Origin of the sequence: Streptomyces celluloflavus, assembly GCA_000720995.1 — a bacterium.
Classification (GTDB): domain Bacteria; phylum Actinomycetota; class Actinomycetes; order Streptomycetales; family Streptomycetaceae; genus Streptomyces; species Streptomyces celluloflavus.
Window position 1 is genome coordinate 166433 of record JOEL01000002.1, and the last position, 26201, is coordinate 192633.

23 protein-coding genes and 1 riboswitch are annotated in these 26201 nt (G+C 72.9%); of the genes, 16 read left to right on the top strand and 7 right to left on the bottom strand.

From position 1 onward, the window contains the following. The first annotated feature begins 17 nt into the window (after nucleotides 1-17). The 3 genes from IH09_RS02460 to IH09_RS02470 all read left to right on the top strand — a co-directional run bounded on the left by IH09_RS02460 (nucleotide 18) and on the right by IH09_RS02470 (nucleotide 4139). Nucleotides 18-779 (top strand): ATP-binding cassette domain-containing protein, encoded by a 762-nt coding sequence (locus tag IH09_RS02460; RefSeq protein WP_052853579.1) that lies wholly within the window; start codon nucleotides 18-20, stop codon nucleotides 777-779. A gap of 655 nt (nucleotides 780-1434) precedes the next feature. After that, nucleotides 1435-2247: a carbon-nitrogen hydrolase family protein gene (locus IH09_RS02465; protein ID WP_052853580.1), complete on the top strand. Its 813-nt coding sequence runs from the start codon at nucleotides 1435-1437 to the stop codon at nucleotides 2245-2247. A 200-nt stretch (nucleotides 2248-2447) separates the two neighbouring features. Beyond that, nucleotides 2448-4139, top strand: a complete 1692-nt coding sequence (locus IH09_RS02470; protein ID WP_052853581.1) for a flavin monoamine oxidase family protein — start codon at nucleotides 2448-2450, stop codon at nucleotides 4137-4139. A 66-nt stretch (nucleotides 4140-4205) separates the two neighbouring features. Here the strand turns inward: IH09_RS02470 and IH09_RS02475 are convergent, their stop codons facing one another. The 3 genes from IH09_RS02475 to IH09_RS02485 all read right to left on the bottom strand — a co-directional run bounded on the left by IH09_RS02475 (nucleotide 4206) and on the right by IH09_RS02485 (nucleotide 7515). Continuing rightward, nucleotides 4206-5138: a TIGR03619 family F420-dependent LLM class oxidoreductase gene (locus tag IH09_RS02475; RefSeq protein ID WP_052853582.1), complete on the bottom strand. Its 933-nt coding sequence runs from the start codon at nucleotides 5136-5138 to the stop codon at nucleotides 4206-4208. A 68-nt stretch (nucleotides 5139-5206) separates the two neighbouring features. Further along, on the bottom strand, nucleotides 5207-5860 hold the full coding sequence (locus IH09_RS02480; protein WP_052853793.1) for a DUF5995 family protein: 654 nt from the start codon (nucleotides 5858-5860) through the stop codon (nucleotides 5207-5209). Nucleotides 5861-6111: 251 nt separating this feature from the next. Beyond that, the gene (locus tag IH09_RS02485) at nucleotides 6112-7515 is read right to left on the bottom strand and encodes a uracil-xanthine permease family protein (protein WP_052853583.1); all 1404 of its coding nucleotides are present in this window, start codon (nucleotides 7513-7515) and stop codon (nucleotides 6112-6114) included. Nucleotides 7516-7748: 233 nt separating this feature from the next. On the opposite strand from IH09_RS02485, the gene IH09_RS02490 reads away from it, so the two are divergent. Continuing rightward, a complete protein-coding gene (locus IH09_RS02490; RefSeq protein WP_052853584.1) occupies nucleotides 7749-8231 on the top strand; it encodes a thioesterase family protein in 483 nt (160 codons plus the stop codon). A 97-nt stretch (nucleotides 8232-8328) separates the two neighbouring features. Here IH09_RS02490 and IH09_RS02495 read toward each other — a convergent pair whose 3' ends face one another. Continuing rightward, a complete protein-coding gene (locus tag IH09_RS02495) occupies nucleotides 8329-9561 on the bottom strand; it encodes an MFS transporter (RefSeq protein ID WP_052853585.1) in 1233 nt (410 codons plus the stop codon). A 70-nt stretch (nucleotides 9562-9631) separates the two neighbouring features. Between IH09_RS02495 and IH09_RS02500 the strand changes: the two genes are divergently transcribed. Further along, the gene (locus IH09_RS02500; RefSeq protein ID WP_052853586.1) at nucleotides 9632-10879 is read left to right on the top strand and encodes an ROK family transcriptional regulator; all 1248 of its coding nucleotides are present in this window, start codon (nucleotides 9632-9634) and stop codon (nucleotides 10877-10879) included. 19 nt (nucleotides 10880-10898) lie between these two features. On the opposite strand, the gene IH09_RS02505 is transcribed toward IH09_RS02500, so the two are convergent. Further along, complete coding sequence (locus IH09_RS02505) at nucleotides 10899-11678, bottom strand: SDR family oxidoreductase (protein WP_052853587.1); 780 nt, start codon at nucleotides 11676-11678, stop codon at nucleotides 10899-10901. Between the two features lie 175 nt (nucleotides 11679-11853). Continuing rightward, nucleotides 11854-11984, top strand: a riboswitch (FMN riboswitch). Nucleotides 11985-12171: 187 nt separating this feature from the next. Between IH09_RS02505 and ribD the strand changes: the two genes are divergently transcribed. The 10 genes from ribD (at nucleotide 12172) to IH09_RS02555 (ending at nucleotide 20890) form a co-directional block, all read left to right on the top strand. Then, nucleotides 12172-13266, top strand: a complete 1095-nt coding sequence (gene ribD, locus IH09_RS02510; RefSeq protein WP_052853795.1) for a bifunctional diaminohydroxyphosphoribosylaminopyrimidine deaminase/5-amino-6-(5-phosphoribosylamino)uracil reductase RibD — start codon at nucleotides 12172-12174, stop codon at nucleotides 13264-13266. 1 nt (nucleotide 13267) lies between these two features. Further along, nucleotides 13268-13921 carry a riboflavin synthase gene (locus tag IH09_RS02515; protein WP_052853588.1) on the top strand — a complete coding sequence of 218 codons (654 nt, stop codon included), beginning with the start codon at nucleotides 13268-13270 and terminating at the stop codon, nucleotides 13919-13921. Next, a complete protein-coding gene (locus IH09_RS02520) occupies nucleotides 13918-14571 on the top strand; it encodes a nicotinamide mononucleotide transporter family protein (RefSeq protein ID WP_052853589.1) in 654 nt (217 codons plus the stop codon). The genes IH09_RS02515 and IH09_RS02520 overlap by 4 nt, the downstream gene beginning before the upstream one ends. Further along, nucleotides 14568-15866: a bifunctional 3,4-dihydroxy-2-butanone-4-phosphate synthase/GTP cyclohydrolase II gene (locus tag IH09_RS02525; RefSeq protein ID WP_052853590.1), complete on the top strand. Its 1299-nt coding sequence runs from the start codon at nucleotides 14568-14570 to the stop codon at nucleotides 15864-15866. The genes IH09_RS02520 and IH09_RS02525 overlap by 4 nt, the downstream gene beginning before the upstream one ends. Before the next feature lie 91 nt (nucleotides 15867-15957). Further along, nucleotides 15958-16443 (top strand): 6,7-dimethyl-8-ribityllumazine synthase, encoded by a 486-nt coding sequence (gene ribH / locus IH09_RS02530; RefSeq protein WP_052853591.1) that lies wholly within the window; start codon nucleotides 15958-15960, stop codon nucleotides 16441-16443. 98 nt (nucleotides 16444-16541) lie between these two features. After that, a complete protein-coding gene (locus IH09_RS02535) occupies nucleotides 16542-16814 on the top strand; it encodes a phosphoribosyl-ATP diphosphatase (protein WP_052853797.1) in 273 nt (90 codons plus the stop codon). A 66-nt stretch (nucleotides 16815-16880) separates the two neighbouring features. Further along, entirely contained in the window at nucleotides 16881-17729 is an 849-nt protein-coding gene (gene hisG, locus IH09_RS02540; protein ID WP_052853592.1) for an ATP phosphoribosyltransferase, read from the top strand. Nucleotides 17730-17785: 56 nt separating this feature from the next. Beyond that, nucleotides 17786-18238 (top strand): PH domain-containing protein, encoded by a 453-nt coding sequence (locus IH09_RS02545; RefSeq protein ID WP_052853798.1) that lies wholly within the window; start codon nucleotides 17786-17788, stop codon nucleotides 18236-18238. A 175-nt stretch (nucleotides 18239-18413) separates the two neighbouring features. After that, a complete protein-coding gene (locus IH09_RS02550) occupies nucleotides 18414-19757 on the top strand; it encodes a hemolysin family protein (RefSeq protein WP_052853593.1) in 1344 nt (447 codons plus the stop codon). After that, entirely contained in the window at nucleotides 19754-20890 is a 1137-nt protein-coding gene (locus tag IH09_RS02555; protein WP_052853594.1) for a CNNM domain-containing protein, read from the top strand. The genes IH09_RS02550 and IH09_RS02555 overlap by 4 nt, the downstream gene beginning before the upstream one ends. 33 nt (nucleotides 20891-20923) lie before the next feature. On the opposite strand, the gene IH09_RS02560 is transcribed toward IH09_RS02555, so the two are convergent. Together IH09_RS02560 and IH09_RS02565 are read right to left on the bottom strand one after the other, a co-directional pair. Continuing rightward, nucleotides 20924-22837: an AAA family ATPase gene (locus IH09_RS02560; protein WP_052853595.1), complete on the bottom strand. Its 1914-nt coding sequence runs from the start codon at nucleotides 22835-22837 to the stop codon at nucleotides 20924-20926. Nucleotides 22838-23321: 484 nt separating this feature from the next. After that, on the bottom strand, nucleotides 23322-23906 hold the full coding sequence (locus tag IH09_RS02565) for a uridine kinase family protein (protein WP_052853596.1): 585 nt from the start codon (nucleotides 23904-23906) through the stop codon (nucleotides 23322-23324). Between the two features lie 177 nt (nucleotides 23907-24083). On the opposite strand from IH09_RS02565, the gene IH09_RS02570 reads away from it, so the two are divergent. Further along, nucleotides 24084-25454, top strand: a complete 1371-nt coding sequence (locus IH09_RS02570) for a peptidase C39 family protein (RefSeq protein ID WP_052853597.1) — start codon at nucleotides 24084-24086, stop codon at nucleotides 25452-25454. The last annotated feature ends 747 nt before the right edge of the window (nucleotides 25455-26201 follow it).

A 26201-nucleotide genomic window follows, 5' to 3' on the forward strand; every position in this document is an offset into this window, starting at 1 on the left:
CCCCGTAGGAGTCCCCCATGAAGACCGCACCCGCCCCGTACCAGCCACCGGTCATCCCGGCCGACGATGCGACAGCCATCCGTACGGAGGGCCTGCGCAAGGTCTACCGGCGAGGGCAGGACGGTCTCGTCGCCCTGGAAGGTCTGGACCTCACGGTCGGCCGGGGCGAGTTCTTCGGCCTGCTCGGCACCAACGGCGCGGGCAAGTCCACCACGATCGGCATGCTCACCACGCTGGTCACGCCCACTGCCGGAAGCGCCTGGGTCGCGGGCCGCGAGGTCGGCGCCGACCCGGTCGGCGTGAAGTCCCGCATCGGCGTCGTCCCCCAGGCCAACACCCTGGACCGCGCGCTCTCCGTGCAGGACAACCTCGCCTTCCGCGGACGCTACTTCGGTATGTCCGCCTCGGCCGCCCGGCGCCGGGCGCTGGAGCTGCTGGAGCAGTTCGCCCTCAGCGCGCTGCTCGCGTCCACCATCGGGCTGCTGCTCGGTACGGCGATCGACGCCTCCGCCTTCGGGGCGCTGCTGGGCCTGCTCCTGGCCGCCGCCACGATGCTGGGCTGCGTCTACTACCCGTGGAGCGCGCTGGACCCGATCGGCTGGGTCCAGGTCCTCACCCTCGCCGACCCGCTCGTCTACATGAGCGAGGGCCTGCGCGCGAACCTGACGCCCGCCACCGGTCACATGCCGACCTGGGCCTATCTCACGGCCCTCACCGTCGGCACGGCCGCCCTCGGCTGGCTCGCCCTGCGCCGCTTCACCCGGCGGGTCCAGACCTGAGACCCCCTGCCGCGGCAGGCGCCGGACGTGCCACGGCGGAGCCTCTGCGGTCACCACCGTGGTCTGCGGTGGACATTCCGGCCGCCGGAGCTGTCCGGTCCCGGCGCAGGGGAGCCGGTCTCGTCTGACCCGATCCGGCTGCCCTCGGCGGCTCAGAGTGATCGGGACACCGCAGGTCACGGGGGCGCGAAGGTGTAGGCGAGTTGGCGCAGGTCACGGCCCCGCCGTGGCTCATCTCTGCCGAGACGGGACACCGGTGACCGAACTCGGGAGTGGGGGCGCGCTGCGCCGGGACCACCGGGCCTCGTCCAGCGAACACAGGTAACGGTCCATCAGGCCGGTGATCTCGACGCGGACGGTCAGGTGCTGGAGGCGGCGCGCCATCGTCTCGGAGTCCGGGGACGGAGCCCGCCACCTTGAGCGGACTTCAGGCCAAGGTCGAGCCGCACGCCCGCCCTCAGTCCGTACCGCGTCCGCCCGTCATCCCGGACCGGCCGCGTGACCTGCGCAGACACCGAACGCAACGAATCGCCGTCGAATTACTCCCACACGCAACGAATCCTCTGTCGGCGCGCAACGGTGCCGCCTTGTCCAGCCTCGCCGGCGGACCGTAGCGTCAATGCGTCCCACCCGAACCGTCCCGCCGAGGGGTCCCATGTCGTCGCTGCGTACCGCCCTGCTCCAGAGTTCGGGACGGCCCGGCGACGTGGCGCACAATCTGCGGGTGCTGGCCGGGGCGGCGCGCGAGGCGGCCGCGACCGGCGCCGGACTGCTCGTCTGCCCCGAGCTGTTCCTCACCGGCTACGCCATCGGCGCCGACGTCCACCGCCTCGCCGAGACCGCCGACGGCGACAGCGCACGGGCCATCGGCCGGATCGCCGCCGAGCACGGTCTCGCGGTGCTCTACGGCTACCCCGAGCGCGCGCCGCGGGAGACCGGCCCCGACGCGGTCCACAACTCCGCACAGCTGATCGGCCCGGACGGCACCCGGCTCGCGAACTACCGCAAGACGCACCTCTTCGGCAGCTTCGAGCGCGAGTGGTTCACCCCGGGCGAGCGGGCCGTCGTCCAGGCCGATCTGGCCGGCGTCCGGATCGGCGTCCTGATCTGCTACGACGTGGAGTTCCCGGAGAACGTCCGGGCGCACGCGCTGGCCGGCACCGATCTGCTGCTGGTGCCCACCGCGCAGATGCACCCCTTCCAGTTCGTCGCCGAGTCCGTCATCCCGGTACGCGCCTTCGAGAGCCAGCTGTACATCGCCTACGTCAACCGGGTCGGTACGGAGGGCGAGTTCGAGTTCGTCGGACTCAGCTGCCTGGCCGGACCCGACGGCGTCGTCCGCACCCGCGCCGGCCGTTCCGAGCAGCTGGTGCAGGCCGATGTCGACACCGCCTTCCTGACGCGGTCCCGGGCGGACAACCCGTATCTGCGCGACCGGCGGCCGGAACTGTACGGCCCGCTGACGTGAGGCGACCGGCCGACGTGAAGTGACCCGGCCCGACATGAACCGACCCACTCCGACTCGACCCGACCGCGTCCGATCCGATCGGCCGGACCCGACGTGAGATGACGTGCCGCGGACCCGATGGCCGCGGCCTGCCCTGCCCTGAACCACCCCGGTGCCCCGCGCAGCCCGCCGGCCGCCCGCCCGCAAGGAGTCCGTACCCGATGACGTCCACGGTGCCCACCGCCGCCCACCACGCGGATGCCCAGCCGCCGATCACCATGTTCGGCCCGGACTTCCCGTACGCCTACGACGACTTCCTCGCCCACCCGGCGGGCCTGGGCCAGGTCCCGGCGGTCGAACACGGCAAGGAGGTCGCGGTCATCGGCGGCGGTCTCTCCGGCATCATCACCGCCTACGAGCTGATGAAGATGGGCCTCAAGCCCGTCGTCTACGAGGCGGACCGGATCGGCGGCCGGCTGCGCACCGTCGGCTTCGAGGGCTGCGACCCCTCGCTGACCGCCGAGATGGGCGCGATGCGCTTCCCGCCCAGCTCCACCGCCCTCCAGCACTACATCGACCTGGTGGACCTGCACACCGAGCCGTTCCCCAACCCGCTGGCCGCCGCCACCCCCTCCACCGTCGTCGACCTCAAGGGCGAGACGCACTACGCGCGCACCGTGGACGACCTCCCCGAGGTCTTCCGCCAGGTCATGGACGCCTGGAACGCCTGCCTGGAGGAGGGCGCGGACTTCTCCGCCATGAACCGCGCGCTCCGCGAACGGGACGTACCGCGCATCCGCGAGATCTGGGCCCGGCTCGTCGAGAAGCTCGACAACCAGACCTTCTACGGCTTCCTCTGCGACTCCAGCGCCTTCTCGTCCTTCCGGCACCGGGAGATCTTCGGCCAGGTCGGCTTCGGCACCGGCGGCTGGGACACCGACTTCCCCAACTCCATCCTGGAGATCCTGCGCGTCGTCTACACCGAGGCCGACGACCACCACCGCGGCATCGTCGGCGGCAGCCAGCAACTGCCGCTGCGCCTGTGGGAACGGGCCCCGGAGAAGATCGTGCACTGGGCCCAGGGCACCTCGCTCGCCACGCTGCACGACGGTGCGCCGCGCCCCGCGGTGACCCGGCTGAACCGCACCGCGGGCAACCGCGTCACGGTCACCGACGCGGCCGGCGACATCCGCACGTACGAGGCGGCCGTCTTCACCGCGCAGTCCTGGATGCTGCTGAGCAAGATCGCCTGTGATGAGGCGCTGTTCCCCATCGACCACTGGACGGCGATGGAGCGCACCCACTACATGGAGTCGTCCAAGCTGTTCGTCCCCGTCGACCGGCCGTTCTGGCGGGACACCGACGAGCGGACCGGCCGGGACGCGATGAGCATGACGCTCACCGACCGGATGACCCGCGGTACGTACCTCCTCGACAACGGCCCGGACCGGCCCGCCGTCATCTGCCTCTCCTACACCTGGTGCGACGACAGCCTCAAGTGGCTGCCGCTGAACGCGGGAGAGCGGATGGAGGTGATGCTGAAGTCGCTCTCGGAGATCTACCCCGACGTCGACATCCGGTCCCACATCATCGGCAACCCGGTCACCGTCTCCTGGGAGAACGAGCCCTACTTCATGGGCGCCTTCAAGGCCAACCTGCCCGGCCACTACCGCTACCAGCGGCGCCTGTTCACCCACTTCATGCAGGACCGGCTGCCCGCGGACAAACGCGGCATCTTCCTCGCGGGCGACGACATCTCGTGGACGGCGGGCTGGGCCGAGGGCGCCGTCCAGACCGCGCTGAACGCGGTGTGGGGCGTGATGCACCACTTCGGCGGCGGTACCGACGCGTCCAACCCGGGCCCCGGGGACCGCTACGACGAGATCGCGCCGGTCGTCCTCCCGGAGGACTGACCGGCGGGCCGGTCCGGCCGGGGGCGGCGGGCGGCGGGTACGGGGGTCCCGCCGCCCGCCCCGGAGCTACAGCCCCGCCGCGCGCACCGCGGCGTACAGCCCGGCGGCCCGGTCGGTCAGTTCCGCCGCGTCCCGGCAGTGCGTCTGCACGTCCAGCAGCACCTCGTGCGCACCCGCCGCGGCGGCGCCGGCCAGGTCCTCGACGATCTGGTCGTGGCTGCCGCGGTACGGGGGCCGGTCCCGCTCCGGCAGCGGCTTCCCGGTCGGCTCCGCGCCGACCCGCAGGCAGACGTCGAGTGCCCCGGCCGTCCGGCCGTGCCGCTCCGCCGCCGCCGTCAGCCGCGCCAGTTGCGCGCGGAGCCGCTCTCCCGTCAGATGGGCCGGGAGCCAGCCGTCGGCGCGGCGCGCCACCCGCTCCAGGGCCCGGCCGCCGGCCCCGGCCAGATAGACCGGGATCGGACGGGCGGGCTTGGGACCGACCGAGGCGGGCGCGATCTCGGTGTAGGCGCCCCGGTACGCCACCGGATCGGGGCCCCAGACCGCCGCGCAGACGTCCAGCAGCTCGTCCAGCTGGGCGCCGCGGTCGGCGAAGCCGGTGACCCCGGCCGCGCGGTACTCGTCTCGCGACCAGCCGGTGCCCAGCCCCGCCAGCACCCGGCCGCCGCTGGCCGCGTCGAGCGTCGCCAGGGTGCGGGCGAACGGGAACGGCGCGTGCAGCCCCGAGACCAGCACGCTGCTGCCCAGCCGGACCCGGTCCGTGACGGCGGCGGCCAGGGTGAGCGTGACCAGCGGGTCGGCGCACGCGCGGTAGAGGTCGGGCCAGGGCACGCCGTCGATGCCGTACAGGCCCTCCAGGGGGTCGCGGGGCAGCACCGTCCGCTCGAAGACCCACACGCTGTCGTACCCGATCTCCTCCGCCGCGCGGGCGACCTCCGGCACCGCGTGCCCCGGGTCGTACTGCGCCATCTGGGGCAGCCCCAGTCCCAGCCGTAGCGTCATGGGGCGCACCCTACGACCGCCGGTGGCGGAGGGGAATCCGCGCGGCGGCCGTGCCCCGGGGCGGCGGGTCAGTTCAAGGGGGTGAGCAGGCACCGGCCGATCAGGCCGACGCCGGCGTCCAGCCGCGCGGCGAACTCCTGGGCCGCTTCGGGCAGCCGGCGCGCGCCCCACAGCATCCGGGCCGCGGCCCAGGCGCCGTCCCTGGCCATCTCCAGGCTCCAGCAGCCGGCGAGATGGGTGAGCGGATCGGCGAGCTCCAGCAGATCGGGACCGGGCATCAGGCTCTCCCGGATCCGCTCCTCCAGACTCGTCAGCACCGTCCCGATCCGGTCGAAGTCCTCCTGGAGGGCGGGCGGTTCGCAGTCCAGCGCATGGCAGGTGTCCACCACCGCGAGCGCCAGGTCGTGCCCGATGTGCGCGTTGATACCGGCCAGCGCGAACTGCAGCGGGCGGATGCCGGGATGGCCGCGGAGCTGGAAGAGCGGCCGCCAGCAGGCCGGCGGCCGCAGCCCCGCGGCCTCGGCGTCCAGCGCGCCGAAGTAGCGCCGTGCGAACCGGACATCCAGCTCGCCGGCGGCCACCGGATCCTCGAACGCGCCGTCCCCCAGACGCCGCGCCACCGTCTCGGTGACGGTCAGATAGACGCGGTTGAAGACGGCCACGCCGTCCCGTGCGGGCAGTGCGGCCTCCAGCGCCCGCATCCGCGCCAGCACCCCTGCCATGCCGCCGCCCGCCGGGTCCGTGGCCGCGGGTGCCGTACCGTCGGCGGGCCGGCGCGCGGTCCGCCCGGTCGTGTCCGGCCGGGCGGGTCCGCCGTACCGCTGAGTGATCGTCATCGACTCAGCGTGACAGCCGGAGCGTCCCTCCCGTCGCCCGCCAAGGGGTGTTGACCGGATCGGGGTAACCACCGGCGCGCCCGCTTGTGCTGTTCCCGGGCCGCCCCGGAGACCGGGAACGGCCTCGGGGCCGGGGGTCAGGTCCGGTCGCCCGGGGGCCGGTCGCCGTCCGGGCTGGCGTACGAGGAGGTCCCCTCGTCCAGCAGCGGCGGCTGCTCCTTGAGGTGGGCGGGGGCCATCGCCCGCAGGACGTGGTAGCCGGAGAGCACCACGATCGTGCCCAGCGCGATACCGCTCAGCTCGAAGTTGTCGCTGATCTTGAGGCCGACGCCGCCGACGCCGATGATGACGCCCGCGGCGACCGGCACGAGGTTGAGCGGATTGCGCAGATCCACCTTGTTGTGCACCCAGATCTGGGCGCCGAGCAGGCCGATCATGCCGTACAGGATGACGGTGATACCGCCCAGGACGCCCCCGGGGATGGCGGCCACCACCGCGCCGAACTTCGGGCACAGGCCGAACAGCAGGGCGAAGCAGGCCGCCGCCCAGTAGGCCGCGGTGGAGTAGACCCGGGTCGCCGCCATCACGCCGATGTTCTCGGAGTAGGTGGTGTTGGGCGGGCCGCCCAGCGCGGTGGAGAGCACGGAGGCCGCGCCGTCCGCGGAGATCGCGGTGCCGAGCTTGTCGTCCAGCGGGTCACCGGTCATCTCGCCGACCGCCTTGACGTGTCCGGCGTTCTCCGCGACCAGCGCGATCACGACGGGGAGCGCGACCAGGATCGCCGACCACTGGAAGCTGGGGCCGTGGAACGACGGCAGGCCGATCCAGTTCGCCGAGCCGACCGCGGAGAAGTCCAGCCGCCAGTGGTCGACGAGCTGCCCGGCGCCGTTGACCGAATGGATCATGCCGAAGACCCGGTCGAAGACCCAGGAGATGCCGTACCCGAAGACCAGGCCGAGGAAGATCGCGATCCGGGACCAGAAGCCGCGCAGGCAGACCACGGCGAGCCCGGTGAAGAGCATCGTCAGCAGCGCCACCCACTGGTCCTGCGGCCAGTACGTACGCGCCGTCACCGGTGCCAGGTTGAAGCCGATCAGCATCACCACCGCACCGGTCACCACCGGCGGCATCGCGGCGTGGATGATCCGCGCGCCGAAGCGCTGGACCGCGACCCCCACGAGGAAGAGCGCGACGCCGACGACCAGGACCGCGCCGGTCACGGTCGCGCTGGTACCGCCCTGTGCCCGGATGACGGCGGCGACGCCGACGAAGGAGAGCGAACAGCCCAGATAGGAGGGCACCCGGCCGCGGGTGGCCAGCAGGAAGATGACCGTCGCGACACCGGACATCATGATCGCGAGGTTGGGGTCGAGTCCCATCAGGACCGGTGCGACGAAACTCGCGCCGAACATCGCGACCACGTGCTGCGCGCCCAGGCCCGCGGTCCGCGGCCACGACAGCCGCTCGTCCGGCCTGACCACGGCTCCCGGGGCGGGGTTGCGACCGTCGCCATGCACGGTCCAGCGCACGCCGAGACCCATGACTGCTCCACTTCTTCGCACGGTGATGACCGGGCAATGTTAGTGCGGGGTAATTCCGCTTTGTCCTGATAAGTAACGGTCCAAGGTCTATGCCCTCGGTCACTCGTCACGGCGGACGAAGCATTCTAAGCAGCCGCTTTACGATGGGGCCGACCCGTGACGGCGGTGCCCCGGTCGCGACAGCGGCACCGCCGAGGGCACCCATCGCACCAAGAACTTCAGGAGCACCACCCGTGAGCGTCGAACCCCGCCGGCCCGTCCACCCCGTCCCGTACGGAGAACTGGTCCCCGTCACCGTCCACTTCGACGACCTCGACGCGCTGGGCATGCTCCACAACGCCCGCTACCCGCTGCTGGTCGAACGCGCCTGGACCGCCTACTGGCACGACCGCGGCTACGGCTTCGACGGGGACTGGGCCGCCGCGGGCGATATGTGCAACGTCATCAAGGAGGTACAGGTCTCCTACGAGCGGCCGCTCACCCGCCCCGGCCACTACGCCGCCCACCTGTGGATCGAACGCCTCGGCCGCACCGGCCTCACCTACGGCTTCCGGCTCTGCTCCGCCGACGGCACCGAGACCTATGCCCGGGGCCACCGGGTGCTCGTCCGGGTCGATCCGCAGGCCCTGCGGCCCACCCCCTGGTCCGACCGGGCCCGCACGACAGCGGCGGAGCTGCTGCGCCCGCAGGAGGCGGCGGAGGCGGACGCGGCCTGAGCGCGGGCGGCCGGGGGCGGTACGGAACCGCCTCCCGGCCCGGCCCCGGGCGGTGATCGGAAGGGCGCCCGGCCGGTGGTCGCAAGGGTCTCGGGAGTCACCGGGGCTCCAGGTCGGCGGCCTCACCGGACACCGCCGCCGTACGCCCCGGCACCCGCAGCACCCGGGCGCCGGCGATCAGCCCGAAGGCCAGCACCGTGACCATCACGAACGACACGGTCAGCGAGGTCGCCTGGGCTATCCCGCCGATCGCGGAGGGCGCGATCAGACCGGAGGCGTAGGTGATCGTGGCGACGCCCGCGATGGCCTGGCTGGGGGCCGGGCCGCTGCGCGCGGCGGCCGCGAAGGCCAGCGGTACCACGACCGCGATGCCCAGCCCCACCAGGGCGAACCCGCCCATCGCCGCCACCGGGTGCGGCGCCGCCACGATCAGCAGACCGCCCGCGGTCGCCAGCACCCCGCTGGTCCGTACGGTGCGCACCGCGCCGAAGCGGGCCACCACCTTGTCACCGGCCAGCCGGGCGAGGGCCATCGTGCAGGCGAAGGCGGTGGTCGAGGCGGCCGCCAGGCCCGCGTCGGTACCCAGTTCGTCGCGGAGGTAGACCGCCGACCAGTCCAGGCTGGCGCCCTCCGCGAAGACCGCGCAGAACCCGATCGCCCCGATGACCAGCGCGGACTTCGGCGGCAGGGTGAAGCGCGGCGGCGGGTGCTCGTCGGGGGCGCGGCGCAGGTCCAGTACGCCCTGGCAGGCGAGCGCGCCGAGGACCGTCAGTACGAGCGCGGCACCGGCCAGATGGAGCCGGGCGTCCGCCCCGGCGTGCGCCGCGACGGTGCCGGCCGCCGAGCCGAGCAGGGCGCCCACGCTCCACATGCCGTGCAGCCCCGACATGATCGGCTTGCCGAGCCGGTCCTCGGTCTCCACGCCCAGCGCGTTCATCGCCACATCCGACATGCCGGCGCTCGCGCCGTACGCCAGCAGCGCCGGGCAGAGCGCGTACAGGCTGGGGGAGAGGGCGGGCAGGGCCAGCGCCAGCGTCCAGAGCGCGAGGAGCCCGCGCAATGCGGTGCGGGCGCCGAAGCGGTGGCTGATCCGGCCGGCGAGCGGCATGGCCAGGGACGCGCCGATCGCGGGGAAGGCGAGGGCCAGGCCCAGCTGGCCCGCGGTGATGCCGGTGTGGTCCTGGATCCAGGGGATGCGGGTGGCGAAGTTGCCGGTCACCGCGCCGTGGACGAGGAAGACGAGCGCGATGGCCCAGCGCGCGCGGCGCAGCCTGTTCGCGGGGTGGTGCGGGGAGGGTGGGGTCGCGTCGGGGACGCCGTGGCCGGCCATGGCGGTAAACTATCAGGGACCCTTCCTGTTAATAAGGGACAGGGGGGAGACGGTCTGGAAGGATCCCGCCATGCATGCACTGCGCGCGGCGGCCGCCGGCCGCACCGCCTCCCCGAGCACCGCACGGCTGATCAACGACCGCATCGCCCTCCAACTCCTCCAGTCCGAGGGGCCGTTGACGGCCGGTCAGCTCACCTCGTTGACCGGTCTCTCCCGGCCGACCGTCGCGGACCTCGTCGACCGCCTCCAAGCGGCCGGTCTGATCGCCGTCGTCGGGGAGAGCGGCGCCCGGCGGCGCGGGCCCAACGCCAAGCTGTACGGCATCGTCGCCGACCGGGCCCATCTGGTCGGCCTCGATCTGCGCGCCCACAGCGTCACCGTCGCGGTCGCCGACCTCCTCGGCCGGGTATGCGCCGAGCGCACCGTCCCCATCGGCCCCGACGACCCGCCCGGCCGGGCCGTCGCGACCGCCCTCGCCGCCTTGGACGCGGCCCTCGGCGCGGCGGGCGCGGGCCGCCCGCAGGCCATCGCCGTCGGCGCCCCCGGTCTGGTCGACCCCGCCACCGGCCGGTTCGGCGGCACCGACTGGATCCCCGCCTGGCACGCGGCGCTGGTCGGCGCGCTCCAGGACCGGACGGCCGCACCGGTGCTGCTGGAGAACGAGGTCAACCTCGCCGCCCTCGCGGAACAGCGCGACGGCGCGGCCACCGACCGCGACACCTTCGTCCTGCTCTGGCTGGGGCACGGCACCGGCGCCGCGGTGGTCCTGGACGGCAGACTGCGGCGCGGCGCCTCCGGCGGTACCGGCGAGATCGGCTTCCTGCCCGTCCCCGGCACCGACGGGCTCCCCACGGCCGGCGGCTGCGACGGCGGCTTCCACTCACTGGCCGGCTCCGCCGCGATCTGCGCGCTCGCGGCGGCACACGGTCTGCGGCCCGGCCCGCTCGCCCCGGGAGCCGCACCCGATGCCGGTGCCGACACCGATGCCGACGCCCCGCCCGCCGAATCCGTCGTCCGGGCCGCCGTCGCCGCCGGCGGCGGGGGCGACGCGTTCCTCGACGCGCTGGCCGCCCGGATCGCCCTCGGCGTGGCGGCCGTCTGCGCCGTGCTCGACCCGGGGTGCGTCGTCCTCGGCGGCGAGATCGGCCGGAGCGGCGGCGACGCGCTCGCCACCCGGGTGGCCGGACACCTCGCGCGGATCTCCCCGCTGGCCACCGAGGTACGCGCGGGCACGGTCGGCGGGCGGGCGGTGCTGCACGGCGCGGTGCTCGCCGCGACGGACGCCGCGCAGAACGAGCTGTTCGCGCCCGCGCGCTGACGCCCCGGCCGTCCCGCCCTCACCCGTTCGCCGCGCGGCCGCCCCGCGCCGCCAGGAAGTCGCCGTAGCCGAACCGCCCGGCCGGCTGGTCGAGTGCGAGGTTCTCGCCCCGCGACAGCGCACCGAACGCGGCCCCCGGCAGCCGCAGCGGCACCACCAGCCGGCGCCGCCCGCCGGCCCGCAGCGTCCGGTGCACCAGCTCGCGCACCTCGAACACCTCGGGGCCGCCCAGGTCCGCGACCCGCCCGGCCGGCTCCCCGGCCGCCAGCTCCGCCAGCCGGGCGGCGACGTCCCGCACATCGACCGGCTGCACCCGTACCCCGGACGGCACCGGCAGCACCGGCAGCCGCGCCCCGGCCTTGACGATGCGCAGCACGAGGTCGTGGAACTGCGTGGTGCGCAGCACCGTCCAGCCGAGCCCGGACGCCTCGACCGCACGCTCCACCGCGAGCTTGGTGCGGTAGTAGCCGAACGGGATCCGGTCCACGCCGACGATGGAGATGTAGACCAGATGGGGGACGCCCGCCGCCCGCGCCGCCGCGATGAGCCGGCCGGCCGCCTCCTCGTCACCGCCCGACGGCGCCGTGGCGCAGTGCACGATCGCGTCCACGCCCGCCACCGCCGCGGCCAGCCCGGTGCCGTCCCGCAGATCGACCGCGTACGCCGTCAGCCCCGTACGCCCGATACCGGTGTGCGGCCGCCGGCTCAGCGACCGGACGTCGTGGCCGTCATCGAGGAGCCGGTCGACCAGGGCCCGTCCGAGCCTGCCCGTACCGCCGGTCACCAGAATCGTCGCCATCGCGCATCACTCCTTGGGTGGAGAAAGTGAGAAGAGTCTTTCCCGCTGTGACACGGCGCGCCCGCCGGGTGTGACAGGCAGGCCGGGCCCGGGGCTGTGAGACAGCCCACAAGGCTCCGCCCGCATGGGCCACGATCAGCCGTGGCAGACTGAAGCCGTACTGAGATAAAAGCAGCAGCGCACTCCGGGGTCGGTGTAATTCCGAGCCGGCGGTAACAGTCCGCGACCCGTCCGCAGCCAGCGGCCGGTTGAGCAGGTGAAATTCCTGCACCGACGGTGAAAGTCCGGATGGGAGGCAGTGCGCGGCGGGCGAGCATCGGTACACCGCCGTCGACGGCGCGTCCGGTCCATTTCCCCGGGCGAGCTCTCTTTTCCGACTGTGGTGTGCCCATGGTCTCGTTTCCGCTCCTGTCGTTTCCGACAGCCCCGGAGTCCGTGCCCTGAGAGGCAGGAGGACCCGGTGGCCACCACACCCCCCGTCGAGACCGCGGCGATGAGCCGGGCCATCGAGCTCGCCGCGCGCGGCATCGGGCACACCAGCCCCAACCCCGTGGTCGGCTGCGTCGTCCTGGACTCCGCGGGCCGTACGGCGGGCGAGGGCTGGCACCAGCGCGCGGGCGGACCGCACGCCGAGATCCACGCACTGCGCGCCGCGGGGGAGCGGGCCAGGGGCGGCACCGCGATCGTCACCCTGGAGCCCTGTAACCACACCGGCCGCACGGGTGCCTGCGCCCAGGCGCTGATCGACGCGGGGATCGCCCGCGTCGTCTACGCCGTCGCCGACCCCACCCCGACCGCGACAGGCGGCGCCGCCACCCTGGCGGGGGCCGGCCTCGACGTCGAGGCCGGACTGCTCGCCGGCACCGCCGCCGCCGGGAACGAAGCCTGGCTGACATCGGTGCTGCTCGGCCGCCCCTTCGTCCTGTGGAAGTACGCCGCCACGCTCGACGGCCGGATCGCCGCCGCCGACGGGACCAGCCGCTGGATCTCCTCGGCCGAGTCGCGCGCCGATGTGCACCGGCTGCGGGCCGCCGCGGACGCCGTCATCGTCGGCTCCGGCACCGCCCGCGCCGACGATCCGCAGCTCGGCGCCCGGGTCAGCGGCCTCGCCGACACCGAGGTCAGCCAGCCGCTGCGGGTCGTCGTCGACTCCGGCGCCGCCGCCGTCAAGGCCGGTGCCCGGGTTCTGGACGGCACCGCCCCCACTCTCATCGCGGTCGCCGAGGACGCGGACGCCGCGCATCTCGACGGCCTCGCCCCGATCGTCCGGCTGCCGCGCGCCGCCGAAGGGCCCGGCCTGCACATCCCCGCCCTGCTCCAGGCGCTGTACGAGCGCGAGGTGCGCTCGGTCCTGCTCGAAGGCGGGCCCACGCTCGCCGGGGCCTTCTTCGCGGCCAAGGCCGTCGACAAGGTCATCGGCTACCTCGCGCCGGTACTGCTCGGTTCCGGGCCGGTGACCCTCGGCGACGCCGGCATCACCACCATCGCCCAGGCGCTGCGGCTCGACGTGACCGACACCGCACGGCTCGGCCCCGATCTGCGCATCACCGCCACCCCCGTCCGTCACACCCGTCCTGAGGAGAACTGAAGTGTTCACCGGAATCGTCGAAGAACTGGGTGAGGTCGTCGCCGTCGAGCACCTCGGTGACAGCCCCTCGGCCACCGCCGGGGACGCCCCCGATCGCGCCGCCCTGCTCCGGCTGCGCGGCCCGGTCGTCGCCGAGGGCGTGAAGCACGGCGACTCCATCGCCGTCAACGGCGTCTGCCTGACCGTCGTGGACCACGCCGGCGACGAGTTCACCGCCGATGTGATGGCCGAGACCCTGCACCGCTCCAGCCTCGGCGCGCTGGCCCCGGGCTCGCGGGTCAACCTGGAACGGCCCATGACGCTCGGCGGCCGGCTCGGCGGACACCTCGTCCAGGGCCATGTGGACGGCACCGGCACCATCACCGAGCGCATCCCCGGTGAGCAGTGGGAGGTCGTCAGGGTCTCGCTGCCCGCCACGCTCGCCCGCTATGTCGTCGAGAAGGGCTCCATCACCGTCGACGGCGTCAGCCTCACGGTCGTCGACGCCGCGGACGACCACTTCACCATCAGCCTCATCCCCACCACCCTCGCCCTGACCACCCTGGGCATCAAGAAGGTCGGCGACCCCGTCAATCTTGAGGTCGACGTCCTCGCCAAGTACGTGGAGCGGCTGCTCGCCGCCGGCGTCCGGGACCCGCAGGAGATCGTCCGGTGACCGCGCTGACCTGGCTGAACGCCGAAGCGTTCACGGTCTTCGGACAGCACATCATCTGGTCCGACATGATCGGCAACACCATCGGCCTTGCCGCCCTGGCCCTCGGCTGGTGGCGCTCCATCTGGACCTGGCCGGCCCAGTTCCTCTCCGGCCTCATCCTCGTCGCCGCCTACGGCTCCGCCCACCTCAGCGGCGGCGTCGGCAAGCAGCTCCTGATCATCGGGGTGGCGGTGTGGGGCTGGCGCGCCTGGCAGCGCGGCCGCCGGCAGGCCCAGGACGGCTCCATCGCCGTCCGCTTCGCCACCTGGCGCGAGCGCGCTCTGCTGCTGGGCGGCACGGCGGTCGGCACCGCCGCCGTCGGCGGAGCGTTCACCCTGCTCCCGCAGCTCTCCTGGAACCCCTGGCCGGACGCCTACATCTTCGTCGGCACCCTCGCCGCGATGGTCGCCCAGGCGCGCGGTCTGGTCGAGTTCTGGTTCGCGTGGCTGCTCGTCGACCTCGTCGGCGTACCGCTCGCCTTCAGCAGCGGACTCGCCTTCTCCGGCCTCGTCTACGTCGTCTATCTCGCCCTCGTCGCATGGGGCATGCGTGACTGGTGGCTGCGCTCGCGCGCGAGCGACCGTTCCGTCCTGGAAGGAGCTGTGGCATGACCGCACTGGAGAACTGGGACGACGCCGAGGACGCCGAAACCGCCGACGCCATCGCCCTGGACCCCGTCGAGCGGGCCGTCGCCGACATAGCCGCGGGCCGCCCCGTCGTCGTCGTGGACGACGAGAACCGCGAGAACGAGGGCGACCTCGTCATCGCGGCGGAGAAGGCCACCCCCGAGGCCGTCGCCTTCATGATGAGCGAGTGCCGCGGACTGATCTGCGCCCCCATGGAAGGCCCGGAACTGGACCGGCTGGAACTCCCGCAGATGGTCGAGCACAACACCGAGTCGATGCGGACCGCCTTCACCGTCTCCGTCGACGCCGCCGCCGCGCACGGCGTCAGCACCGGCATCTCCGCCGCCGACCGCGCCACCACCCTGCGGCTGCTCGCCTCCGGCACCGCCGCCGCGGGCGACCTCGTCCGGCCCGGCCACGTCTTCCCGCTGCGCGCCAAGCCCGGCGGCGTCCTGGTCCGCAACGGCCACACCGAGGCCGGTGTCGACCTCGCCCGGCTGGCCGGACTGCGCCCGGCCGCCGCCATCGTCGAGATCGCGGGCGAGGACGGCGCGATGCTGCGGCTGCCCGAACTCGTGCTGTTCGCCCGCAAGCACGGTCTGTCCATCATCTCCATCGAGGACCTGATCGCCTACCGCCGGGGACCCGAGCCCGCCGTCCGCCGCGAGGCACGCACCCGGCTGCCCACCGCGCACGGCGAGTACACCGCCTACGGCTACCGCTCCACCGCCGACGGCGTCGAGCACATCGCGCTGGTCGCCGGTGAGCTCGGCGACGGCGAGGACGTCCTGGTCCGGATCCACTCCGAATGCCTGACCGGTGACGTCTTCCACTCGCTGCGCTGCGACTGCGGCCCCCAGCTGGACGCGTCCCTGCGGCGGATCGCCGAGGCCGGCCGCGGCGTGGTCATCTACCTCCGCGGCCACGAAGGACGCGGTATCGGACTGATGTCCAAGCTGCGCGCCTACGAACTCCAGGAGCGCGGCCGCGACACCCTCGACGCCAACCTCGAACTGGGACTGCCCGCCGACTCGCGTGACTACGCCGCGGGCGCCCAGATGCTCCAGGACCTCGGCGTGCGCTCACTGCGCCTGATGACCAACAACCCCGACAAGACCGCCGCCCTGATACGCCACGGCCTCACCGTCACCGGCCGCGAGCCGATGCCCGTCCAGGCCGGCGAACACAATCTGCGGTATCTGCGCACCAAGCGGGACCGGATGGGGCACGACCTGCCCTGGCTGGACCCCGGCACCACGGCCACCTGCCAGAACCAGTGACGCGGCGGACCGGACCGGCCGCCGCCGGCCCCGGAACCGGCGGACCGTCAGCACACCGAGCAGCAGCACCATCACCCGTAGGAGGAGAATCGTGAGCGGCAAGGGCGCACCCGAGCTGACCGTGAAGAACTGTGCCGACCTGCGGGTGGCCGTCATCGCCGCGCAGTGGCACGAGAAGGTGATGGACGGGCTCGTGGACGGCGCACTGCGCGCCCTGGCCGATCTCGGCATCGACGAGCCGACGCTGCTGCGGGTGCCCGGCGCCTTCGAGCTGCCGGTCGTCGCCAAGGTCCTGGCCGGCCGCGGCTACGACGCGGTGGTCGCCCTCGGCGTGGTCGTCCGCGGCGGCACCCCGCACTTCGAGTACGTCTGCCAGGGCGTCACTCAGGGCCTGACCCAGGTCGCCGTGGACACCGGCGTCCCGGTCGGCTTCGGCGTGCTCACCGTCGACGACGAGCAGCAGGCCCTGGACCGGGCCGGCCTCGCCGGATCGACCGAGGACAAGGGCCACGAAGCGGTCACCGCCGCGGTATCCACCGCCGCCACCCTGCGCTCCGTCTCCGAGCCCTGGCGCTGAGCGGCCCGGCTCCGGACGGACGGCCGCCGACGCGGCACCGTCACCCGGCGGAGCCGCTGCACGCTGTCGCGGCCGCAGCGCGTAGGGTGGGGATCACCATGTCCAAGAAGACGTTCGAGGAGCTCTTCACCGAGCTCCAGCAGAAGGCCGCCACCGGCGACCCCGCCACTTCCCGTACCGCCGAGCTGGTCCAGGCCGGTGTGCATACCATCGGCAAGAAGGTCGTCGAAGAGGCCGCCGAGGTCTGGATGGCCGCGGAGTACGAGTCCGACGAGGCCGCCGCCGAGGAGATCTCGCAGCTCCTCTACCACCTCCAGGTCATGATGGTCGCCAAGGGCATCTCCCTCGACGACGTCTACGCCCACCTCTGAGCCGTCCGGCCCGGCCGCACCCACCCACCCTGCCCAACGCCCCACCGCACGAAGGAATCCGCTCTCATGCTGCGCATCGCTGTCCCCAACAAGGGTTCACTGTCCGAGCCTGCGTCGGCGATGCTCCATGAGGCCGGCTACCGCCAGCGCAAGGACCGCAGGGAACTGGTCCTGGTCGACTCCGGCAACGAGGTCGAGTTCTTCTTCCTGCGCCCGCGCGACATCGCCGTCTACGTCGGCTCCGGAAAACTCGACATCGGCATCACCGGCCGCGACCTGCTGCTGGACTCCGGCTCACCGGCCGAGGAGATCATGCAGCTCGGCTTCGCCGGCTCGACGTTCCGCTACGCGACCCGTCCGGGCACCGCGCAGGACGTCACCGAGTTCGGCGGCATGACCATCGCCACCTCCTTCTCCGGCCTGGTCACCCAGCACCTCGCCGACAACGGCGTGGACGCCTCCGTCGTGCACCTCGACGGCGCCGTGGAGACCGCCATCCAGCTCGGCGTCGCCGAGATCATCGCGGATGTCGTGGAGACCGGCACCACCCTGCGCAACGCCGGTCTGGAGGTCATCGGCGAGCCGATCCTGAAGTCGGAAGCGGTCGTCATCCGCCGCACCGGCGCCCCGGAGGACGACCCGAAGGTGCGCCAGTTCCTCCGCCGTATGCAGGGCGTCCTGGTCGCCCGCCGGTACGTGATGATGGACTACGACATCCGCGTCGAGCACGTCGAGAAGGCCGTCGGCCTCACGCCGGGCCTGGAGTCGCCGACCGTCTCCCCGCTGCACCACGAAGGCTGGGTCGCGGTCCGCTCGATGGTCCCGTCCGAGGACGCCCAGCGCATCATGGACGAGCTCTACGACCTCGGCGCCCGCGCGATCCTGACCACCGGCATCCACGCCTGCCGGCTCTGACCGCCGGCTGCCGGTTCACCCCGCCCCTCCGACGACGGAAGACCGACGACGTGTCCGTGTCCGCGCCCCTGCCCAGCCTCCCGGTGACCTTCCGGCCGACCCGTACCCGGGCCGTGCTGTACGCCGTCGGCATCGCCCAGCTCGCCGCCCTCACGGCGATCGCGCTGCTGCTGCCGAAGCTGACCGGCGGTGAGCGGATCAGCTTCATCCTCACGGGCGTCCTCGTGCTCGCCGTCCTCCTGCTGCTCAGCCGCCCCAAGGTGGTCGCCCGGCAGGAGGGCGTCACCGTCGTCAACCTCACCACCAAGCGCGAACTGGCCTGGGCCCAGGTCCTGCGCGTCAACCTCCGGGCAGGCGACCCCTGGGTCCATCTGGACCTCGCCGACGGCACCAGCCTGCCCGCCATGGGCATCCAGCCCGGCATCGCCAAGGACCAGGCGATCCGTGACGCCCGTGCGCTGCGGGCCCTCTGCGAGGAGCGCGGCGCCGGCGACCACGCGGCCCGGTGACCCTTGCCCCGATCCGCGCCCCGCTGATTACTCTGTTCCCCGGGGCGCGTTCCGCGCCCCGCCCCGTCAGTGGGCACCTGCGACCAGAGGAGTGACTCCCTCCAGCAATGGACGGATCGTCCTGTAGTACCTGCGCCGCCCCTCCGGAACCTCCGCATACCACGGAGGCGGCGGCATGACCGGCCCCCTGCTGCTGCTCGCCGCGGCACTCGTCCTGATCCTGGCCAACGGGTTCTTCGTGGCCGCGGAGTTCGGACTCGTCACCGTCGAGAAAGCGGACGCCGAGCGGGCCGCGGCCGACGGCGACCGCCGCGCCCGCACCGTCGTCTCCGCACTGCGCGAACTCTCCTTCCAGCTGTCCGGCACCCAACTGGGCATCACCATCACCTCATTGGTGGTCGGCATGCTCGCCGAACCGGCGCTGGCCCATCTGCTGTCCGGCCCGCTGCTGGCCACCGGTCTGCCCCGGGGCGCGGTGCCCGGCATCGGCGTCGTCATCGGCATGCTGCTGGCCTCCGCCGTCCAGATGGTCATCGGCGAACTGGTGCCCAAGAACTGGGCGGTCTCCAGGCCGCTCCAGGTCGCGCGCTTCGTCGCCGGCCCGCAGCACGCCTTCGCGCGGTTCTTCCGCCCGGTGATCACCCTGCTGAACACCGTCGCCAACCGCCTGGTGCGCGGCCTGGGCGTGGAGCCGACCGACGAACTGGCCTCCGCCCGCACCCCGGGTGAACTGGTCTCGCTCGCCCGGCACTCCGCGCAGGCCGGTGCGATCGAGCAGGACACCGCCGACCTCTTCGTACGCACCCTCTCGCTGGGCGGTCTGACCGCCGAGAACGTCATGACGCCGCGGGTGCGGGTCAGCGCCCTCCAGTCGTCCGCCACCGCCGAGGACGTCGTGAACCTCACCCGTGCCACCGGCCTGTCCCGCTTCCCCGTCTACCGCACCCGGATCGACGAAATCGTCGGCATGGTGCACCTCAAGGACGCCCTGGCTGTCCCGTCGCAGGAGCGGCTGCGCACCCCGGCCGGCCGGATCGCGGTACCGCCGCTGCTGGTGCCCGAGACGCTCCCGGTGCAGCCGCTGCTGGAGCGGCTGCGCAGCGAGCAGCCGATCGCGGTGGTCGTCGACGAGTACGGCGGCACGGCCGGTGTGGTCACGCTGGAGGACATCATCGAGGAACTCGTCGGCGAGGTCCGCGACGAGCACGACCGGGTGGACCTGCCCGAGCTGGGCCAGGCCCCGGCCGAGGACGGCCGCCCCGCATGGGACGCCGACGGCGGCTGCCGGGTGGACACCCTGCGGCGGATCGGCCTGGCGGCCCCGGACGGCCCGTACGAAACGGTGGCAGGACTGGTGGCACACATACTCGGCCGGATCCCGGCCCCCGGCGACACCGCCGAACTCGACGGCTGGCGGCTGCGGGTGCGACTGGTCTCGCACCACCGCGCCGAGCGGATAAGGATCGTACGGACGGCCTCCGCCGCCCTGGCCGCCGGTGCCGCGGAGGTGGCCCGGTGAGCGCGGTCCAGCTCCTGATCGCGGTGCTGCTGGTCCTCGCCAACGGATTCTTCGTCGGCGCCGAGTTCGCCCTCGTCTCCGTACGCCGCAGCCAGATCGAACCGCTGGCGACCGCGGGGTCCACCCGGGCCCGGCAGGTCCTGCACGGTCTGGAGAACCTCCCGCAGATGATGGCCGCCGCCCAGTTCGGCATCACCGTCTGCTCCCTGACGCTCGGCGCGGTCGCCGAGCCGACCGTCGCCGGCCTCTTGGAGCCGGCCTTCCAGGCGGTCCGCCTCCCCGAACCGCTGGTCCACCCCCTCGGCTACGTCATCGCCCTGGCGCTGGTGGTCTTCCTGCATCTGGTCATCGGCGAGATGGTCCCCAAGAACCTGGCGATGGCGGCGCCCGAGAAGACCGCGCTGTGGTTCAGCCCCGGTCTGGTCGCCTTCGCCCGGCTGTGCCGGCCGGTCACCGCGCTGCTCGGCGCCTGCGCCCGGGGCGTGCTCCGGCTCTTCCACGTCGAGCCGAAGGACGAGGTCGAGGCGGTCTTCACCAGCGAGCAGCTCACCCATCTCGTCGAGGACTCCGGCCAGGCGGGCCTGCTCGGCCCGGCCGAACAGGAACGGCTCTCGGACGCCCTGGAGCTGGGCAGCCGCCCCGTCACGGACGTCCTCCTCGACCGGACGGGACTGGTCACCATCGATCCGACGGTGACCCCCCGCCAGGTGGAAGAGCTGACCGTGCGGACCGGCTACTCCCGCTTCCCGGTGTGCGCGCCCGGCGGCGCCTTCATGGGCTATCTGCACGTCAAGGACGTCCTGGACCTGGAGGAGTGGGACCGCGCGGTGCCGCAGCGGATCTGGCACCCGATGGTGACGCTCCGCGCCGAACTGCCGCTGGACGACGCCCTGACGGCGATGCGCAGATCCGCCTCCCATCTGGCGGCCGTCGCCGACGCGGGCGGCCGGGTGCTGGGCCTGGTCGCCCTGGAGGACGTGATGGAGATGCTGGTCGGCGAGGTCCGCGACCCCGCGCACCGCACGGCACCGGCGGCCCGTTCCCGGCCGGAGCCGGCGGACGCGGGGGAGCTCATCGCCGAACCGCGCACGGGCGTCGCGCGGCCGGCGGACGTGCGGGCACTGGCCGGCTGACGGGCGCGCGGCGCGTACGGCGCCGCGCGCTCCCTACAGGTCCAGCTCCTTCGGCGGCGGCCCCTGCGGACCCGGGCCGCGCCCGGAGCGGACCTCGCCGTAAGCCTGCATCAGGTCCGGCAGCCGCAGGGTGGCGAGATCGTCGCGGCTCGGGATGCCGGGCCAGGTGGACAGCCGCAGATCGCGGTAGGCGCAGCTCTTCTCGTAGAGGGTGCGCAGGAAGCGGCCGTTGCCGAGTTCGTCGATCCAGCCCTGGTCGACGACATGGGCGCTGATGCTGCAGAGCTCGTCGCGGGCCTCCTCGTCCCAGCGGTCGCCGTTCTCGGCGGCCAGCACCTCGCCGATGGCGGTCAGCTCCCGGGGCCGGTAGCTGGGGAAGTCGACCCGGGTGGTGAAGCGGGAGGAGAGGCCCGGGTTCGCGGCCAGCAGCCGGTCCATGCCCTCCGGATAGCCGGCCAGGATGACGACCAGCCGGTCACGGTTGTCCTCGGCGCGCTTGAGCAGCACCTGTAGGGCCTCGTCGCCGTACGCGTCGCCCTTGCTGTAGCCGGAGTTGGCCAGGCTGTACGCCTCGTCGACGAAGAGCACCCCGCCCAGCGCCGAATCGATCAGCTCATTGGCCTTGACGGCGGTCTGGCCGAGGAACTCGCCCACCAGATCGGCGCGTTGGGCCTCCACGAGATGGTCGCCGCCGAGCAGCCCCAGCGCGTAGAAGACCCGCCCGAGTATCCGGGCCACGGTCGTCTTGCCGGTGCCCGAGGGGCCGGAGAAGACGAAGTGCCGCTTGGGCGGCTGCACCGGCAGCCCCTGGCCGGTCCGTAGCCGCGCCATCCGCAGCTGCGCCGACAGCGCCCGTACCTGACGCTTGACCGGCTCCATGCCGACCATCCGCTCCAGCTCCGCCAGCGCCCGCTCCAGCAGGACCGGATCGGCGGGCCCGGCGGGCGGGCGTCCGACGCCGCGCGGGCCGGGCGGCGCGGCCTTGACCCGGGCGGCGGTGCCGCCGCCGGCCGGCCCGCCGCCCACGCCCGCCAGATCGCCGTCCACCCCGTCCGCCTCACCGGTCGTCAGCAGATCGCGGCCGTCCAGGGGGTCCAGCGGGGCGAGCGGATCGAGATCGGTGCCGGCCTCCTGGCCGAGCCCCGGGGCGGTGACCGCCGCCAGATCGGGGCCCTCCTCGAAGCCGTCCGACGCCGCGATGGCGGCGAGCCGCGCCGAGGTGTCCATGAACGACGGGTCGATACGGTGCACCGCGCGGTACAGGGGGAGCGCGGCGGCGCTGCGGCCGGTGCCCTCGTGGGCGCGGGCGAGCCAGTAGCGCAGCTCCTTGCGCTGCGGCTGCTCGCTGCGGCAGCGCATCAGCGCGGCGGACAGCAGCGGCTCGGCCTGTCCGTACATCTCCAGCCGCACCCGGGCCATACCGCCGAAAAGCCCGGCCTCGATGCCCAGGGCCGGGTCGTCCACCAGCGGCTCGGTGTGCCGTACGAGCTGGTCCCAGTCCTTGACGAGGTAGGCGCGGCAGGCGTGCAGAAAACGGACCTGCGGATCGCCGTCGACGGGCGGGCAGCCTGCCAGCGCCTGGTCGAGTTCGGCGACATGGCGGCCGTCCAGCCAGTGGGAGGCGTGGGCGAGCAGCAGGTCACGGCCGGTCTCCAGGACCGGCTGCACCCACCAGCCGAGCCAGTACCAGGAATTGAGGGTGCGTCGGTGACGGACGCGCTGCTCGCCGAAGCGGTCGCGGTGGCGGTGCATGCGCAGCAGGGCGGTGGCGGTGTCGGCGCGCAGCGCGTGCAGGCCCAGCCAGGCGTCGGCCATCGTCGGGTCGAGCCGGACCGCGGCCCGGAACTCCTCCTCGGCCTGCGGGTAGGCGCCGACGGTGTAGGCGTCGACCGCGCGCAGCCAGGCGATCTCGGCCGGGGCGGGTGCGCCCTGCATGCCGGATTCCATCACGTCCCCCCACAAAACGTCCCCCCGTGTGCCGCCGGGCGAGTGCCGGGCCGCAGCCTCACGAACCGGTGTACGGCGGGCGGGAGTTGGGTGTCGCCGCGCGCAGCCCGGCCCGCGTCCTTCGGTGACACGGACTCGCATCGTACCCGCGCCGTCGGTGCAGGCCGTAGAGGGCCGCAAGAGGGAGAACGGGGGAGTGAGAGGGAAAGAGAGAGCCCGGCGGCGTGAAGAAAGCGGTGACCGACGGTGAGCAACCGGCGGCGAGGGGCCTGCCAGGAGAGCGGTATACACAGAACGAAGCCCCCGATCACGGGGGAACAACCGGGGGCTTCGCGTCTGCGGGCGGTCCGTAGAACCGCACATTGAGAACGTAAGTCCTGTACGCCCCCCAGGTCAAGCCGAGTTGGAGCACTCGGCGCGACCCTGTCGGCGCCCGGCCGTGCACCGGCCGCAGTTGGCTACGGAGCGTGAGATGTTGGGCAAGTCAGGGCGCCGGGGAGGTCCCCTTGTGCACCACGTAGCCCATCTCCCCCTGATGCACCAGGAGATCGGCATACGGGCGCGAAGGGTCCGCCGCGAAGTGCGCGCGCTCCGCCGGAATCCAGCCACCCCAGAAACCGGAGAGCTCCGGTCCGTCCCGGAGTTGACCCCTTTCCCAGGAGTCCTCGTCGGGCAGCTCCATCCACAGCAGGCACGCCAGATACGGCCGCAGCGCGCGGCGACCCGCGCCGACCCCCTCGACGACCACGACGGGCGCGGGCGCCAGCTCCCGTTCCCCGGTGAACTCCCGGCGCACCCAGTCGTAGACCCCGTAGCGCGCGAGCTCCCCCCGGGACAGCGGCGCCAGCACCTGCTCGCGGAACCGCCCGCTCCACGAGAACAGCTCGTCATGGGTGGCGAGATCATCGGTGTGTACCACCGGCGTACCGCCGAGCGCCTCGGCCAGCCGCCCGGCGAAGGTGCTCTTACCGGACCCCGCGTGCCCGTCCACCGCGATCAGCCGCACCGGCCCGCAGGAGGGCGGCAGCGTGCGCAGCCGGGTGGCGAGCAGGTCGAGAGCGCGGTCCATCACACCAGCGTACGTCAGTGGTCCACACCAATATTTGTGCCACGGCTCGCGCCGAACCGCTGGCCGAAGGCGGTGCGGACGGAGATAGTTGAGCCTCGACGTCCCGCCCGCGTACGCCTGTAGTCCGGACCGCCACCCCGTACCCGCTCGCCCGCATCCGACTGGGGGACCACCACCTTGACCAGCTCAGCGCCCCGGCGCACCGTCCTGGCCGCCGCGCTCGCCGCCGCGGCGGGCGCCGCCGCCCCCTTGGCGCACGCCGCCGCCCCGACCGCGACCACTGCCCGCGCCGCCGGGCGCCGATCGAAGAGCCTCGTGGACTATCACGCCTGGACCACCGCCGCCGACTGGAGCACGGGCAGGGCGGACGGCACCCGCGTCACCCGGGGCCCGCGCCCCGGCGTCCGGATCGCCGCCCCCGCCGGCACCGTGGACTACCAGGACCCGCACTCCGGGAAGACCGCCACCTGGGAGTACGCCATCTGGACCTCCCCGGTGCACACCCTCGCGGTCCCCGCGACCGAAGCCGTCGCCTCCTGGAACGCGCACACCCCGCCCGGCACCTGGATCGCCGTCGAACTGCGCGGCACCTACAGCGACGGCGGTCACACCCCCTGGTACGTCATGGGCCGCTGGACGGCGGGCGACGGCGACGCCGATATCCGGCGCACCTCCGTCGACGGCCAGCAGGACGGCAAGAGCAGCGTTTCCACCGACACCCTCGCCATCGACGCCCCGGCGAGCGGCCTGCGGCTGACCGCCTACGCCCTGCGCCTCACCCTCTTCCGCACGCCCGGAACGACGCGCACCCCGACCGTCTGGCGGCTGGGCGCGATGGGCTCGGACATCCCCGACCGCTTCGAGGTGCCCGCCTCGCGGCCCGGCACCGTCGGCCGGGAGCTGGCCGTCCCGCGCTACTCGCAGGAGATCCACAAGGGGCAGTACCCGGAGTACGACAACGGGGGAGAGGCATGGTGCAGCCCGACCTCCTCCCAGATGATCATCGAGTACTGGGGCCGTAGGCCCACCGCCGCCGACCTGGCCTGGGTCAACCCCGACTACGCCGATCCCCAGGTCTGCCACGCCGCCCGCCACACCTTCGACCACCAGTACAAGGGCTGCGGCAACTGGCCCTTCAACGCCGCCTACGCCGCCACCTACCAGGACCTCCAGGCCGTCGTCACCCGCCTCGGCTCCCTCACGGACGCCGAGCGCCTGATCCACGTGGGCATCCCGGTCATCACCTCGCAGTCCTTCCTGGCGACCGAACTGGACGGCGCGGGCTACGGCACCTCCGGTCATCTGATGACCATCGTCGGCTTCACCGAGAACGGCGATGTCATCGCCAACGACCCGGCCTCCCCGGACGACCCGGCGGTCCGACACGTCTACCGGCGCCGCGAGTTCGAGAACATCTGGCTACGGACCAAGCGGTACGACGCGAAGGGGCAGGTCAAGAGCGGTTCGGGGGGCGTTTGTTACCTCTACTTCCCGGTGAACCCGGCACCAGGTCAGCACCGGGTCCTGCGGGAACTCGGAATCCGTTAGCGCGCACGCCGTCAGGTGGACCGGCATCTCCTCCGGGAGGTGGCCCTGGAGGGTCGTCGTCACCACCTGGCGGCGGCGCTTCCGTCCGTCCTGGGCGAGGTGCCCGTACCGGTCGGCCGTGACCTTGAGGGAACGGTGTCCGAACCAACGGGACCCTTCGTGAAGGGCAACGCCATTCATCAAGGTCAGGGTTGCCCATTTGCGGCGGAGGTCGTGCGGTGTGTGTGCGCGGAGCCACAGACGCTTGACGGATCGATCCCAGGAAGCGCGGACAAGTCCGGGGTAGGTCATTCCGCCCTGCTGATTGACGCTGGGGAAGCGGCTGGAGTGGGCAGAAAGGAGGTCAGTCAGGGGGACGTTGTGCCACTCTCCTTCCTTTCGGTGCTTCAGGGGCGCGCAGCGTGCAGAGGCGATCACGTACTGGGCAGGGAGGACGCCCACCGGGCCAGGAGCCAGGCCGAACTCGCCACCGAGTACCGCAGGTTCTTCCACCGCCGACAACGCCAGCCCCACATCGTGCGCGGATATTTCCACACCCGCCACGTCCGCTAGATCCTCGACGAGTGACCCAATGCGTTTCTGATCAATAGCCCACCTGCGCAAGGAGCCCCAAGGCGCCAACTGCCGTTCACGCCAAGCGGCGTACGGGTTCCCTGCGGCGGCAATGAGCCGTGCTGGCGGGGCGCCGTGGCAGCGGGGAAGGCCAGGAGGCGGGGCTGGTCGTCAACTACAGGAACGCCTGCTACG

Excerpts from the sequence above, each read along its gene's own strand:
- hisG (WP_052853592.1), top strand. The coding sequence starts at position 16,881 with ATGCTGCGCATCGCTGTCCCCAACAAGGGTTCACTGTCCGAGCCTGCG.
- IH09_RS02465 (WP_052853580.1), top strand. The coding sequence starts at position 1,435 with ATGTCGTCGCTGCGTACCGCCCTGCTCCAGAGTTCGGGACGGCCCGGC.
- IH09_RS02505 (WP_052853587.1), bottom strand. The coding sequence starts at position 11,678 with ATGGCGACGATTCTGGTGACCGGCGGTACGGGCAGGCTCGGACGGGCC.
- IH09_RS02495 (WP_052853585.1), bottom strand. The coding sequence starts at position 9,561 with ATGGCCGGCCACGGCGTCCCCGACGCGACCCCACCCTCCCCGCACCAC.
- IH09_RS02480 (WP_052853793.1), bottom strand. The coding sequence starts at position 5,860 with ATGGCAGGGGTGCTGGCGCGGATGCGGGCGCTGGAGGCCGCACTGCCC.
- IH09_RS02475 (WP_052853582.1), bottom strand. The coding sequence starts at position 5,138 with ATGACGCTACGGCTGGGACTGGGGCTGCCCCAGATGGCGCAGTACGAC.
- IH09_RS02560 (WP_052853595.1), bottom strand. The coding sequence starts at position 22,837 with ATGGAATCCGGCATGCAGGGCGCACCCGCCCCGGCCGAGATCGCCTGG.
- IH09_RS02535 (WP_052853797.1), top strand. The coding sequence starts at position 16,542 with ATGTCCAAGAAGACGTTCGAGGAGCTCTTCACCGAGCTCCAGCAGAAG.
- ribD (WP_052853795.1), top strand. The coding sequence starts at position 12,172 with ATGAGCCGGGCCATCGAGCTCGCCGCGCGCGGCATCGGGCACACCAGC.
- IH09_RS02485 (WP_052853583.1), bottom strand. The coding sequence starts at position 7,515 with ATGGGTCTCGGCGTGCGCTGGACCGTGCATGGCGACGGTCGCAACCCC.
- IH09_RS02460 (WP_052853579.1), top strand. The coding sequence starts at position 18 with ATGAAGACCGCACCCGCCCCGTACCAGCCACCGGTCATCCCGGCCGAC.
- IH09_RS02565 (WP_052853596.1), bottom strand. The coding sequence starts at position 23,906 with ATGGACCGCGCTCTCGACCTGCTCGCCACCCGGCTGCGCACGCTGCCG.
- IH09_RS02470 (WP_052853581.1), top strand. The coding sequence starts at position 2,448 with ATGACGTCCACGGTGCCCACCGCCGCCCACCACGCGGATGCCCAGCCG.
- IH09_RS02500 (WP_052853586.1), top strand. The coding sequence starts at position 9,632 with ATGCATGCACTGCGCGCGGCGGCCGCCGGCCGCACCGCCTCCCCGAGC.
- IH09_RS02550 (WP_052853593.1), top strand. The coding sequence starts at position 18,414 with ATGACCGGCCCCCTGCTGCTGCTCGCCGCGGCACTCGTCCTGATCCTG.
- IH09_RS02525 (WP_052853590.1), top strand. The coding sequence starts at position 14,568 with ATGACCGCACTGGAGAACTGGGACGACGCCGAGGACGCCGAAACCGCC.